Source organism: Chlorogloeopsis sp. ULAP02, assembly GCF_038404745.2.
Lineage (GTDB): Bacteria > Cyanobacteriota > Cyanobacteriia > Cyanobacteriales > Nostocaceae > Chlorogloeopsis.
In genome coordinates this window covers 33,862-48,771 of the sequence record NZ_JAYKTT020000017.1, presented here as the reverse complement: position 1 = coordinate 48,771, position 14,910 = coordinate 33,862, and the positions used below count along the sequence as shown (strand labels likewise).

At 40.7% G+C, this 14,910-nt stretch carries 9 protein-coding genes; 7 read left to right on the top strand and 2 right to left on the bottom strand.

Annotated elements, in window-relative coordinates; genetic code table 11:
* Positions 1-507 precede the first annotated feature (507 nt).
* The 6 genes from U2718_RS08690 (at position 508) to U2718_RS08665 (ending at position 10,382) form a co-directional block, all read left to right on the top strand.
* Complete coding sequence (locus tag U2718_RS08690; RefSeq protein WP_341997318.1) at positions 508-660, top strand: hypothetical protein; 153 nt, start codon at positions 508-510, stop codon at positions 658-660.
* The gene (leuA, locus tag U2718_RS08685) at positions 654-2,360 is read left to right on the top strand and encodes a 2-isopropylmalate synthase (protein ID WP_341997316.1); all 1,707 of its coding nucleotides are present in this window, start codon (positions 654-656) and stop codon (positions 2,358-2,360) included. Before U2718_RS08690 ends, leuA begins: the two co-directional genes overlap by 7 nt.
* 323 nt (positions 2,361-2,683) lie before the next feature.
* Positions 2,684-4,018 carry an NAD(P)/FAD-dependent oxidoreductase gene (locus U2718_RS08680; protein ID WP_341997314.1) on the top strand — a complete coding sequence of 445 codons (1,335 nt, stop codon included), beginning with the start codon at positions 2,684-2,686 and terminating at the stop codon, positions 4,016-4,018.
* A gap of 324 nt (positions 4,019-4,342) precedes the next feature.
* Entirely contained in the window at positions 4,343-5,665 is a 1,323-nt protein-coding gene (locus U2718_RS08675) for an FAD-binding oxidoreductase (protein WP_341997313.1), read from the top strand.
* 57 nt (positions 5,666-5,722) lie between these two features.
* Positions 5,723-7,078, top strand: a complete 1,356-nt coding sequence (locus tag U2718_RS08670) for a (Fe-S)-binding protein (RefSeq protein WP_341997311.1) — start codon at positions 5,723-5,725, stop codon at positions 7,076-7,078.
* A 652-nt stretch (positions 7,079-7,730) separates the two neighbouring features.
* A complete protein-coding gene (locus U2718_RS08665) occupies positions 7,731-10,382 on the top strand; it encodes a PAS domain S-box protein (protein ID WP_341997647.1) in 2,652 nt (883 codons plus the stop codon).
* A gap of 60 nt (positions 10,383-10,442) precedes the next feature.
* Here the strand turns inward: U2718_RS08665 and U2718_RS08660 are convergent, their stop codons facing one another.
* Positions 10,443-11,603 carry a glycosyltransferase family 4 protein gene (locus U2718_RS08660; protein ID WP_341997309.1) on the bottom strand — a complete coding sequence of 387 codons (1,161 nt, stop codon included), beginning with the start codon at positions 11,601-11,603 and terminating at the stop codon, positions 10,443-10,445.
* A 119-nt stretch (positions 11,604-11,722) separates the two neighbouring features.
* On the opposite strand from U2718_RS08660, the gene U2718_RS08655 reads away from it, so the two are divergent.
* Positions 11,723-13,021, top strand: a complete 1,299-nt coding sequence (locus U2718_RS08655; RefSeq protein WP_341997307.1) for a sodium:proton antiporter — start codon at positions 11,723-11,725, stop codon at positions 13,019-13,021.
* Between the two features lie 453 nt (positions 13,022-13,474).
* On the opposite strand, the gene U2718_RS08650 is transcribed toward U2718_RS08655, so the two are convergent.
* Complete coding sequence (locus U2718_RS08650) at positions 13,475-14,836, bottom strand: O-antigen ligase family protein (protein ID WP_341997305.1); 1,362 nt, start codon at positions 14,834-14,836, stop codon at positions 13,475-13,477.
* Positions 14,837-14,910 lie beyond the last annotated feature (74 nt).

The window sequence follows — 14,910 nt, the reverse complement described above, 5'->3', positions numbered from 1 at the left end:
AGTTCAATATTGATTCATAACCTGAAATTTCTTTCAGGGTTGGCTTGACCTAGACATTCTCTGGGTTTAATATCATTATGTGTTGGTTTATCAAACTAAAAACTATGTTCACCAAGCAGCTACCTCTACAACTACTTGCTAGCCTTTTATTAGGGCTAGGGCTGCTACTGCGCCTTGGGCGCAAATAGATATTAGATATACCGAAGAAAGTTTTTACTAAGTTAGATAGGCGTTTAAATTCTAAAAGCTGATTGGCTTTGTTTAATGGTGCGGATAGTTCTTAGTAACTACATCTGAGACGCAAACAACCCGGAAATTAATTTCCCGGCAAATAGCCTAAGTCCGTTTTAACGGACTTTATCGCTACCCTCGTTACCAGGTTGAACCTAGTAACGAGAACTAAAACGGAATTTATCGCTTGTTGATAGTCGGTTTTAACCAACTTTAGATATGAGCCAGGAATTAAAATTCCTGGCAGGTTATTGAAACACTAACTTGGAGGTTCTTATGCAACTACATCTAGCACTTGAGGCGTTACTGCGACTTTTTGTGGGTTGTCAGGCTTGGAGAATTTGGCAACCTGGCAGCCCAATCCCTGTAACATCTTTCGCCACTACGCCTTATAAACATCAACAACAAAGGAATAGACGATCGTGTTGAAGAATCCTGCTACAAAATATCGCTCTTTTGCACCCATTAATTTAACTCATCGCACTTGGCCAAACAAAACAATTAGTCATCCACCTATTTGGTTGAGTACTGATCTACGAGATGGTAACCAAGCGTTGATTGAACCGATGAATGTTCAACGCAAGTTAAATTTGTTCAATCTGTTGATAAATGTTGGTTTCAAAGAAATTGAAGTCGCTTTTCCATCCGCTTCACAAACTGACTTCGATTTTGTTCAACACTTGATTGAGCAGCAATTAATTCCTGATGATGTGACGATTCAAGTTTTGACACAAGCAAGAGAAGATTTGATTCGCCGCACCTTTGCAGCTTTAAAAGGAGCAAAGCGAGCGATCGTGCATTTGTACAATGCAACTTCTCCTGTATTTCGTCGCACGGTTTTTGGTTTGGATCGGCAAGGAACGATTAATCTAGCAGTCTCGGCAGCCAAACTGTTTACGCAGTTGGCAGCACAGCAACCAGATACCCAATGGCAATTCCAATATTCACCCGAAACTTTCACTGCGACTGAACTCGATTTTGCAAAAGAAATTTGCGATGCAGTGTTGGATGTTTGGCAACCCACACCACAACATAAAGCTATTATTAATCTGCCTGCTACTGTGGAGGTAGCAACACCCAACATATTTGCCGATCAAGTAGAGTGGATGCACCGCAATTTAAAAAGCCGAGATAGTGTAATTCTCAGCGTGCATCCGCATAACGATCGCGGTTGTGGAGTAGCCGCAGCAGAATTTGCCCAAATGGCAGGAGCAGATAGGGTGGAGGGCTGTTTGTTTGGTAATGGTGAGCGTACTGGTAATGTGGATTTAGTGACGCTGGCTTTAAACCTCTACACCCAAGGTATCCATCCCGGCTTGGATTTTTCTGACATTAACGAAGTAGCAAGAATAATTGAAGATTGTACGCAACTACCTATTCATCCCCGCCATCCCTACGTCGGCGATTTAGTATTCACTGCTTTTTCGGGTTCCCATCAGGATGCAATCAAAAAAGGCTTTGCCGTTCAAAAACCAGATGCTATTTGGGAAGTTCCATACCTGCCACTCGATCCCGCAGATGTTGGGCGCAATTATGAATCTGTGGTGCGGGTAAACAGTCAGTCGGGGAAAGGAGGAATTGCTTTCTTGTTGGAACGAGATTACGATTTGGTGTTGCCTCGACGCTTGCAGATTGAGTTGAGCCAGATTGTACAAAGAGTAATGGATGCCACTGGTAAAGAATTGTCTTCTCAGGATCTTTGGCAGTTGTTTGAACAAGAGTATTTGCAGACTTCTACACCATTGAAGTACATGACTCACCAGTTATCTGAAACTGAATACGCTAGTGGTGTTTACAACCTGACGGCAAGATTACAACTGCATGAGAAAATTATCACAGTTAGTGGCACAGGCAATGGGCCGATTGATGCTTTTGTCAATACTCTTGGTTTAGGTGTGCGCATTCACCATTATGAAGAGCGATCGCGCAATTCTGGCAGTAGTGCCGATGCGATCGCCTGTATTGAGATTGCAGGTGATTTGATTCCAGGTTCGTTACATGGAGTCGGCATTCACCCCAATATTGTCACAGCCTCGTTGCTGGCGATTTTAAGTGCAGTTAATCGAGCTTGGCAGTCTATGAATGCAGAGGCTCAAGCAAAGTTCTTCTCGCAGTTGCAGGCAAACTAATTCTGAAAAGGTTGCACAAGAAAATGTATTAATCATTGAAGCCCATACCAATGGGCTTTATTTATAAACCTCTTGCACTGATTCTATTTTCAAATCAATCGACCACCGATGGACACAGATGGACACAGATTTTATCGGTGTTTATTGTTTGAGGGATATTCTGAGTTCTTTTTAATTAAATGTAATTAAATTTACTTTTAATTCGTATTATTTACTACTTTTACAAAACTTCATCTGTGAATAGTAAACAGAACCATCTGACGATTTTGGTAAAAATTTGTTAACAATGATGAAAGTTCTCTCAACACAAGGAAACAAAACTTATGGTGAACAAAGTTGAAAATCAACCACCCCATCAAGTAGTCATTGTCGGTGGTGGATTTGGTGGTCTTTATACCGCAAAAACACTTAATAGTGATAATATAAATGTTACTCTTATAGATAAACGTAACTTTCATTTATTTCAACCGCTTTTGTACCAAGTTGCGACAGGTACACTATCCCCTGCTGATATTTCTTCACCGCTACGTTCTGTACTTAGTAAAAGTAAGAATACAAAAGTCTTATTGGGAGAGGTTTATGACATCGATCCCCAAGCTCAAAAAGTCTTTATGGGTAGCGAAGCAATACCCTACGATACTTTAGTTATTGCTACAGGTGCCAAGCATTCCTATTTTGGAAAAGACGATTGGGAAACATATGCTCCTGGTTTGAAAACTGTTGAAGATGCAATAGAAATGCGTCGCCGTATTTTTATGGCTTTTGAAGCCGCAGAAAAGGAAACTGATCCCCAACTGCGCCGTGCTTGGTTAACTTTTGTAGTTGTTGGTGGTGGCCCTACTGGTGTGGAATTAGCAGGTGCGATCGCAGAATTAGCGTATCACACTATGAAGGAAGATTTCCGTAATATTGATACAACAGAAGCACAAGTTTTACTTTTGGAAGGTTTGGATCGGCTTCTGCCTCCCTTTGCACCGGAGTTATCAGCACAAGCAGAAGCATCATTGCAAAATTTGGGTGTGACAGTACAGACAAAAACTTTAGTAACCAATATTGAAGATGATATTGTTACCATCAAACAAGATGATGAAGTAACGCAGATTCACGCGAAGACAGTATTATGGGCAGCAGGTGTGAAAGCCTCACCGTTGGGGAAGGTATTAGCCCAAAGAACAAATGTGGAGTGCGATCGCGCCGGAAGAGTGATTGTTGAACCTGATTTAAGTATTAAAGATTATCCGAATATTTTTGTGATTGGTGACTTAGCACATTTTGCCCATCAAAATGGTAAACCTTTACCCGGTGTTGCACCAGTAGCAATGCAACAGGGAGAATACGTTGCCTCTGTAGTTAAACAACGGCTTCAAGGTAAAACAGTGCCAAGATTTTATTATGTTGATCGAGGTAGTTTAGCAGTTATTGGACAAAACTCTGCCGTGGTTGACTTGGGTTTTATGAAGTTAACAGGTTTTGTGGCGTGGTTAGTTTGGTTATTGATTCATATTTACTTCTTAATTGAATTTGATAACAAGTTAGTAGTGATGATTCAGTGGGGTTGGAATTATTTCACTCGTAAACGTGGTGCTAGGTTGATTACAGGTAAAGAAGCAATAGAATATTACGCAGCAACTAAAAATAAACAAATGATGAATGTATAGAGAATATTGGATAGTAGTTAGGGGTTAGTAGGGGAGGCAGCGCGTTGCGGAGCCAGTGCGCCCTTGCAGGTTAAGCGCGTTGTAGCAGCTGGCGTCGGGGCTCCCCCGGTTGTAGCGACTGCCGTGCGGGTTCGATTGATTAACTTTGGGTGAAAACCGACAATTTATCTTTTAAACCCGCCCGTACAGTGGATAGTGAAATAACCAATTTTCTGCAAATAGAGGTACTTAGGCTAGAGAAAAGGGCTTTTTTTTGCAGCGATCGCACTTTTTCAGTTAAGTTCACCAGTACATTATATGTAAGGAGTAAAACATAATAATGTAATGAAAGCAATATCTAGCAAACAGCTGCCGCCCCATATGTGTGCTTCTGAAATTGCATCTATTGTAGGCGAGGATGCTGTCTATCTTTGGGAAAATTTAACAGCGACTGAGCAAAAACCTTTATCACAAACAATATCTTCTCAAAATCCTCCTACTTGTATCGTTTATCCTCAAACTACAGAACAACTTGCTCGTGCGATCGCCCAAGCCCACCACAATAACTGGCGTGTTCTCGCCTGTGGCAGTGGCAGTAAACTCAGTTGGGGAGGGTTAATCAAGGAAGTTGATTTTGTTGTTAGTACAGAACGTCTCAATCAGTTAATCAATCATGCTGTCGGCGATCTGACGGTTACAGTCGAAGCGGGAATGAAGTTCAAAGAACTTCAGTCTATTTTGGCTAAAGCTAATCAATTTCTTGCCCTCGATCCAGTAGCATCAGAATCTGCAACCATCGGTGGTGTTGTTGCGACAGCTGATACAGGTTCTCTCAGGCAGCGTTATGGCAGTGTTCGCGATCAACTGTTGGGCTTCAGCTTTGTACGTGCCGATGGAGAAATCGCTAAAGCTGGAGGGCGAGTGGTAAAAAATGTTGCCGGTTATGACTTAATGAAGTTGTTTACAGGTTCTTACGGCACCTTGGGAGTTATTACTCAAGCCACATTTCGGGTTTATCCGTTGCCGCAAATATCGGGAACAGTGGTACTGACTGGCACGGCAGAGAATGTCTCCCAAGCGGCTGCAACTCTGCGGAATTCAGCGCTGACACCAACTCAAGCAGATTTACTTTCTTCTCAACTAGTATCTAGCTTGGGGTTGGGTAAAGGATTGGGATTAATCGCACGTTTCCAAAGCATAGCTGAGAGTGTGAGGGAACAGTCAAACCGACTTTTAGAAGTAGGGCAACAGTTGGGTTTACAAGGAAGTGTTTATTCGGTAACAGACGAGGTTGAGTTATGGCAAAGATTACGAGAATCAATGCATTCTCATGGCAATGAATCGGTAATTACTTGCAAAATAGGAGTATTACCCACCGCTGCGTTGAAAATTTTAACTCAGGCGGAAAAGGGTGTAATTCATATCGCTAGCGGTTTGGGGGTATTGCAGTTTGAAAATGAGGTGGGGGTTGAGCAAGTTTTACAGATGCGATCGCTCTGTGAGGCGAATAGGGGTTTTCTAACTATTTTGGAAGCGCCAGTAATGGTTAAACAAAGGTTAGATGTGTGGGGTTACACTGGCAATGCTTTGGAGATAATGAAGCGATTAAAAGCGCAGTTTGATAGTAAAAATATTTTAAGTTCTGGTCGTTTTGTGGGTGGGATTTAGAAAATTAACCACAAAGACGCAGGGAACGCAGAGTAAGAAGAGGGGAGAGGGGGAAATATGCAAGTTTCGGATGATTCTGTTCAGAACATAGCGAGTTTGAAGAATTTGAAGGGGTTTGATGCTAATCATCCGCCCGATCCAAAGTTGATTGATAGTTGTGTGCATTGTGGGTTTTGTCTTTCGACTTGCCCAAGTTATCGGGTAATTGGCAAGGAGATGGATTCTCCCAGAGGACGTATCTATTTAATGGATGCGATTAATGAGGGTGAAATTGCACTGAATACGGCAAGTGTTGAACATTTTGATACTTGTTTGGGTTGTCTTGCTTGTGTGACGACTTGTCCTTCTGGTGTGCAATACGATAAGTTAATTTCTGCTACTCGCCACCAAGTTGAGCGTAATTATCCGCGCAGTTTTTCTGATCAGTTATTGCGGCAATTAATATTTTCTTTGTTTCCCAGACCAGATATTTTAAGAATATTACTGGTGCCATTATTTTTTTATCAGAAGTTAGGTTTTTCTAAATTATTTCGCGCTACTGGTTTACTCAAGAAAATTTCTCCTCGGTTGGCGGCGATGGAATCGATTTTGCCGGAAATTACTTTGAAGTCTTTTCAGAATAATTTAGCGGATGTGATTCCTGCAAAAGGTAAAAAACGCTATCGAGTTGGAGTAATTTTGGGATGTGTGCAGCGTTTATTTTTCTCACCTGTAAATGAGGCAACGGTACGGGTTTTAACTGCAAATGGTTGTGAGGTGATAATTCCTAAATCTCAAGGTTGTTGTGCGGCGCTTCCCGAACATCAAGGGCAAACTGAACAAGCTAAAGCTTTGGCTCGGCAGATGATTGATAGTTTTGCTAATACTGGTGTAGATTTTGTGATTATCAATGCTGCTGGTTGCGGTCATACTTTAAAGGAATATGGTCACATATTAGAGGATGATCCAGAATATCGGGAAAAGGCGAAAGAGTTTGCTGCGAAAGTCAGAGATGCGCAAGAGTTTTTGGCGACAGTTGGGTTAACGACAAAACTTTTACCATTGCGTGAGAAAACTTTAAATTTGGTTTATCAAGATGCCTGCCACTTATTGCACGGACAAAAGATTAGTGTGCAACCACGGCAGTTGTTACAGCAAATTCCAGGGGTGAAATTGAAAGAACCTTTAGATGCTGCAATCTGTTGTGGCAGTGCTGGAGTATATAATATGCTCCAACCGGAAGTAGCAGAAGAATTAGGGAGGCAAAAAGTCCGGAATTTATTGAATACTGGTGCTGATTTGATTGCTTCACCTAATCCGGGTTGCACGTTGCAGATTAGTAAGCATTTAAAGTTGCAAGGTAAGGAAGTAGCGATCGCCCATCCAATGGAGTTGTTAGATTATTCGATTCGAGGTGAGAAGTTGAAAATTTAATACCAATTCTCTAAAATCTAGCAACACATTCAAACCTTGAAACCCACACCAGATCTGACTTTCTTAATTGCGTAGACGCGCAAAGCGCAGCTTCCCGTAAGGTATTACTAATTACGAATTGGTATAACTCTTACTCCTCCGTTTTCTCTGTGCCTGGAGCGATTTGATTTATCCATGACTCGTGCGTAAAGTTCTGAACACTTTCTGAGGCTGGAGCCTGGGAAAGAGGAAAGCTTTTGAGGTTCAAGTTTGAGATTCGGAAGGTAAAGTTTGAGCTTTTGAGGTTCAATATTGAGCTTCGGAAGGTAAAGTTTGAGCTTTTGAGGTTCAAGTTTGAGTTTCGGAAGGTAAAGTTTGAGCTTTTGAGGTTCAAGTTTGAGTTTCGGAAGTTAAAGTTTGAGCTTTCGAGGTTCAAGTTTGAGTTTCGGAAGGTAAAGTTTGAGCTTTTGAGGCTCAATCTTGAGATTCGGAAGGTGAAAGTTGAGTCTTTGAGGGTGCGATCGCATTCTTTCTGGGCGTATTGCTATCCAAAATTACGATTAGCTGTAGGATAAATTAAAGAATCATCTCAGTATGAACTAGAGCGATCACCTTTTATGAAAATTTTTGTATCTGCTGCTTACAAGGAAGCTTTTTCTAAAAATCCAAGATGATGAAAGATCAGAAAAAGACTAAAAAGCAGCTGATTAGAGAATTAGCTGCGCTGCGTCAAAACTTTTCTAACCTACAAAAATTAGTTATTCAGCAGCAGGCAAAAGCGGTACAACAACAAAAAATTCAACGGCAGCAACAACTCACAAATAGAGAGCATCCCATCCAGGGGGATTTTAACTTAGATATTGTGCTTCAACAAAGTCAACTGTACGAAAAAACTCAAGCTCTCCTTCAAAAAGAACAGGCTCTCAAGCAGGTGATTCAAAGTATTCGCAATTCTCTAGACTTAGAAACTATTTTTTCTACAGCCGTGCGTGAGATTGCTAGGCTTTTGGGAGCCGAGCGAGCTCATATTGTGCAGTATCTACCCGAACGACAACTGTGGTTGAATGTGATGGATTATTGCCAATCTCCAGAGTTTCCAAGTGCTTTAGGGCTAGAAATTCCTGATGTTGGTAACGAGATTGCCGCCCGACTCAAGCGCTTGGAAGTTGTGCAAATAGAAGACTCCAGCACTTGTACAGATGAAATTAATCGCAGCTATGCTCAAACTTACCCAGGCGCATGGTTGTTAGTACCATTGCACTTTGGCTCTTCGATTTGGGGCAGTCTCGGCTTAGTCAGAAATAAGCAACCGTTGTCTTGGCAACCAGAGGAGATAGAATTAATCTTGGCAGTAGCCGATCAAATAGCGATCGCGATTGAGCAATCTATACTCTTGTTGCAACTACAAGCCGAACTCACCGAACGCCAGCAAATAGAAACTGTGCTGCAACAAAAGCAGCATTTTCTACACAGAATTTTGGAAACGACTCCAGATATTATCTATGTTTATGATTTAGTAGAACAGCGCAATGTTTATATAAATCGTCAAATCTGGGAGATTCTTGGCTACACCTCGCATCAAATTCAATCAATGGCAGAGGCTTTATTATCGACTCTTGTTCATCCGGATGATATGCCAAGAGTTACAGAACACCTCAAAAGCTTTCATAGTCTCAATGAAGGTGAAGCCATTGAAATAGAATACAGAATGAAACGCGCTAATGGGGAGTGGCGTTGGTTGAGTAGTCGTGAAACTGTATTCACAAAAAATGCAGACGGTGTGCCAGTACAAATTTTAGGTGCGGCGAGTGATATTACTAAGCGCAAGCAGGCAGATGAACAAATCTGCGAACAAGCTGCTTTGCTTGATATTGCTACAGATGCAATTGTGATTCAAGATTTGGAAAACAAAATTTTATTCTGGAACAAAAGCGCAGAGCGAATTTATGGTTGGAGAGCACAAGAAGCTTTGGGTAAAAATGTCAACCAGCTCCTTTACAAGCAAAAATCGCTGCAATTGAAAGAAGCTTTAGACCAAGTTAACCTTGTAGGTGAATGGTATGGAGAATTATATCAACTGAGTAAAGATGGCAAAGAAATAATCGTTGCTAGCCACTGGACTCTTATATGTGATCAACAAGGTACTCCAAAGTCGATTCTAACTGTTAATAGTAATATCACACAAAAGAAACAACTCGAAGCCCAGTTTCTTCGCGCTCAAAGATTGGATAGCTTGGGTACCCTTGCAAGTGGCATTGCTCACGACCTCAATAATATCCTGACTCCAATGCTAATGTCTGCTCAACTTTTGCAAATGAAAATCTCTGATGAGCAATATCAGCCATTACTTCAAACCTTGACGAATAATACTCAACGTGGTGCAGCATTAGTTAAGCAAGTGTTATCGTTTGCTCGTGGTGTTGAAGGTAAGCGCACGATTTTGCAACTTCAACATTTAATATTAGAAATCAAGCAGTTTGCTCAACAAACTTTCCCCAAACACATCGAATTTAGTACAGAAATTGCACCAAGTCTTTGGACTATTTCTGGAAATGCCACACAACTCCATCAAATGTTAATGAATCTGGTAATTAATGCTCGCGATGCCATGCCCCATGGGGGTGTGTTGAGTATCACTGCTGAAAATTTCTATGTTGATGAAACCTATACCAAGATGAATCTTGATGCTTCTGTTGGCCCACATATTGTTATTAATGTCCAGGATACTGGAATTGGGATGCCTCCAGAAATATTGGATAAAATTTTCGAGCCTTTTTTCACAACTAAAGAAGTGGGACAAGGTACAGGATTGGGACTTTCCAGTGTGCTTGGTATTATTAAAAGCCACGACGGTTTTATTAATGTTTCTAGTGTTGTTGGCAAAGGAACGCAATTTCAAGTTTTTTTAAAAGCAGTAGTGCAAAAACCAACACAACAAACAGAAGATATAGAATTACTTGCAGGCAATGGAGAATTAATTTTAGTAGTAGATGATGAAATTGAAATTTTAGATATTACTAAAACAACACTTTTGAGATATAACTATAGGGTACTTACTGCTAAAAATGGTATTGAAGCAATAGATATTTACATTCAAAATCGAGGTGCAATCAGTGCAGTTTTGATTGATATGATGATGCCAATTATGGATGGTTTAACTACCATTCGTACTTTGCAAAAAATCAATCCACTTGTTAAGATTGTCCCTTCTAGCGGACTTTCGGAAAGCAAGCAAATTTGTCAAGTATGTGGCACAACGACATTTTTGTCAAAACCATACTCAATTAAGCAATTATTAGAAGTTTTACATAATACTATTAATTAAGGTAAAAGAGCGATCGCATTTTAGCCCTGACGACTTCTAGTCGCGGCTCTGAGCTCCTGTTTACTCCTTCGGTTGTGATACCCACACTCTAGAATGCTGGGGTTTGGCTACTAACTCTCGCCACAAATTCTCATATCGCTTCACCATCTGCTCAACTATAAAGTTACGCTTTGCCACCTCTTGAGCACGTCGCCCAAGGCGTAGGCGCAATTGGGGATCGTCTTGCAACCTTCGTAGTGCAGTAGCAAGCCCGTTAACATCATCTTTATTCACCAAAAACCCTGTTTCACCGTCTGTTACCGCTTCCGCCACACTACCCACACGAGTAGCAACGACAGGAAGCCCTGCCAGCATTGCTTCTACAATTGCTAAAGGAAAACCCTCCGAGCGAGAAGGCATTGCAAAGATGTCAAATTGTGGTAGGTAAGCGCGGGGATTGTCTACCCAGCCAAGAAAGGAGAGGCGATCGCTTACTCCTAATTCAGTTGCTAATTGTTTCAATGCCCTATGTTCACCACCTTCACCCAAAATTACAACTCGCACTCCTTCTAGTTGTGCTACTGCTCGGATGAGTACATCATGCCCCTTCATTGCATCAAGTCTACCCACACTACCAATAACTATTCCCTCTTCTCTATCTTGAAAATAGACGCGGGGAATTAGATTTTCATGCCTAGTGGTGAAACTGGTTTTATAGGGACTGCCTTCGGAGAGGGAGATGAAGTTATCCGGTACGCAATTGGGAATAGAAATCACCGTACCTCTACCAAGAGCGTAAAAGTCTTCCATCCGCCTAGCACTTGCTTCGCCAACAGCTACATGGGCATCGACTCGCAGTGATAGCATCCTCGTTCGCCACAACTTCAGGGCATCGGTGGTACGTAATGGTAGTTGATCGACTCGCACGACACGGACATGAGGTAAAGTTAGCGCCGCAAAGGTTGCGATCGCACATTCCCAAGGGGTGCAAGTGTTGATGTGTACCACATCTGGATGCAAGCGATGCAGTGCCTGAAGATGTGCAAATACTGACCTAATTCCTGTCGCAGGTAATACCACTCGTTTTGCTTGGTTTCTGTGGTGTGCGATTGTATCCACTACTAATTGGCAAGTACCGACTACTGTCACATCAAAATCACCCGCCACATTTGTAACTAAGTGTTTGAGGCTAATTTCTGCACCGCCAATTCCAGCAGAGTCAGTGTAGGCTACTACGTGCATAACTAGTCAAAATTGAATAGAAAATAACTTCCACAAATCTATCTGAAGGTAATTTTGACCCAAAAGCAATCGTCAGTAAACTTTCAATGCAAAGCCATTTTTTAGGCTGATAAATTCTTATGGTAGACATTTATATTATTGACTTATTTGTTCTTGGTTTGCTGTTATTATTTGTGACATTAGGGTCTGGTTGGATTTCGCGTTTACCCCTTTCTTTTGCCATTATTTATCTAGTAGTTGGCATTATTTTAGGCCCTTATGGTTTTGAACTAATTCAATTACGCCGTGCTGGAGTATTCAATGCTGAAGTGCTAGAGCGTTTAACAGAATTTGTTGTAATTATTTCAGTTTTTAGTTGTGGTTTAAAAATTGTTCGCCCTTTGGGTTGGCGTTCTTGGAGTATTACAACGCGGCTCATAGTATTTTTGATGCCCTTTTCTATTTTTGGTCTAGCTATTGTAGGCAGATTATTTTTAGGTATGAATTGGGGAGAGGCAATTTTATTGGGAGCAATTCTTGCTCCTACAGATCCAGTATTAGCTTCAGAAGTTCAATTAACTGATACAAATGATGAAGATGAGTTACGTTTTGGTTTAACTTCAGAAGGTGGATTAAATGATGCTTTAGCCTTTCCATTTGTTTATTTTGGGCTTTATGCTTTAAAAGATAACAACTGGAATAACTGGTTGAAAGATTGGGTAAGTATTGATTTAATTTGGGCTATTGCTGCTGGCATTGGCATGGGAATTTTTGTAGCTAAAGCCATAGTATGGATTGAGAAGAAAGTCCAAAAACGCCGTCGTCCCGATGAATTAATGGAGGATTTTGTAGCTATTAGTACAATCCTATTAACTTATTCACTCACAGAAATTGTTAACGGCTATGGATTTCTTGCAGTATTTGTAGCTGGGTTAGTTGTGCAAAGAAGTTACAAAAATCCAGATCATACTTTAGCGAAATTGGAATTCATAGAGCGTATGGAAAAGCTACTAGAAGTAGGAACAATCTTACTATTGGGTTCAATACTATTATTACAGCCCATGCTCACTTATTCGAGCCAATCTTTATTAGTGATAGTATTTTTGTTTCTTGTCATTCGACCTCTAGGTGCTTGGTTAAGTACAATTGGCAAACGTTCCCCTTCTTCACGCCGTCGTTATTTGCATCCATTTACTCGCTGGTTGTTTGGTTGGTTTGGCATTCGTGGTGTAGGCTCTTTATATTATCTTGCCTATGCTTTTGGTAATGGTTTAACAGGCAAAATTGGTGAAGAAATTTCTTGGATTACTTACACCACAGTTGTTGTTTCTGTAATTATCCACGGTATTAGCTCTACTCCATTAATGAATTGGTATGAGCGCTATATCTCTGAACGTAGAGATACTCATCCGCCTGCAACAATTAGTGAATTTGAGTAATTTTGTTTAATCGTTCTTAAAACTGAAGATAACTAAATCATTAAAAAAGAAATAAGGGCATCTTTTTATAGATGCCCATTTTGCAGGAGAACACCCACAAGGGGTGAACCTACGCTTCCCAACTATCAGCAACAGTGACTAATTTGCGATTAGCCACACTCACAATCACAGACGTGACTATAGTAATATTAATAACTACAAAATAAATTAACCACTGTATTAATACTTAAGAAAGTTATAATTTGCTAGGACAGTAAGTCAGCTAAAAAGAATAAGCTAATACGATTTCCCTAAATTTTGGTTACAGATGGAAAAAGGTTTGTAATTGCGCTTAAGCGCTACTACAAACTATGTGTAGCCTTAATTTGGAGAATTGGTATAAAAACACAGATTTCTAAAATCTTGGGAAAATTGGGGGTCTTATTAGCCACAAAACTTACAACTTTGCAATGGTTAATTACGCTTGACAATCAGTTCAAGTGAATATCGATGGTGATTAATTACACCAGGAATTGAACTTAAAAGTAGCCACGAAATCGTATTTAACCGAAAATCGAAGAGAGTTACATCAGCTGTATTAAATAGTATCCATGCTCCAAAGACTAACAAATAACTGAAAAAGATTAATTTATCTTCTTTTTCAAGATATTTTGAACTTTGTAAAAGTTTAGCTCCACTAATAAAAATCCAGCTTAGTAACGCACAAAATAAGAGGGTGGCTGGCAATCCAATCTCAGCACAGAGCATTAAAAACAGATTATGGGGATGACCTAACCAGATTTGGGTGTGGGTTTCATAAAGTTGAGTAAAATTGCGTAAACCCCAACCAGTCCAAGGACGCTTCTGAGTCATTGACCAAGCAAACTGCCATTGGGATTTGCGAAGCAGCCCTACCGGTCGATCTGGATATAATTGGTCGTTTAATCGCGCCCAAAAGTAAGCTGGAACTATTTTACGAAACCAACCACCTATTGATTGGGGAGCAAAAGCAGCTAAAAATATGCTCGTTACAAAGCCAGTGACGCCAGCGACAACAATATGCCAGCCTTGATATAGGGCATAGGCTAGACAAGCAAAACAAGCGATCGCCCATCCATTTCGAGAATTAGTCAAAATCAATGCCCCGAAATTAGCAATCACCACAACGGTTAGGAAAAGCAAGAAAAGGGTAGGAGAAATTCTCCCCTGTTCCCTATTTTTCTTCCGTTTCCTCAATCCTCGATAAGTATCTAGCCATAATCCCAACCCAAGAATAAAAACTATCACCAAGTAGGCAGCTAAGATATTTGCATACATAAAAATGGCAGCCATCCGCCCAGGTGGGTTTCCTCCTGGTGCGATCGCCCATCCCAAAAAGCCTTCCCATTGCTGGGTAGTATGCCAACCGTAAAATAGTTGCCCAAAGCCAATTACTACTATTGGGACAGAGGTGACTACCAAAATCGAAGATAGTCGTCGTAGTTGTTCTGGTGTCTGAATTAAAGTACTAAAGCCAGCAAAAAATAAAATGAAGGGTAAGAAATTAAATAAGCCAAGAATTGCTTCTTTTTTGTCAAAAGCAAAGATAGTGGAAATGAGCAACAATACAATGAAAAGCGCAAAACCTATATTTAGTGGATGATAGATAATTTTGCGACATTTTTGTAGCCATGTTACTAGCATTGCTAAACCTAGAATTACACCCCCAATCAATGGGGTGAATGGAAAGATAAACAATCCTAGCTCGGCACAATTCCAAGCAAATTGGAGCTTAGGGTCAGGATGTTGGAGAAAAGGCAATCTATATTTTGTCATTAGTCCTTTGTTATTAGTCATTAGCCATTAGTGTTTTGTCTTTTATCTTTTGTGATGTTGTCAGTTGTTTGTTGTTTGACACTGACGACTGACGA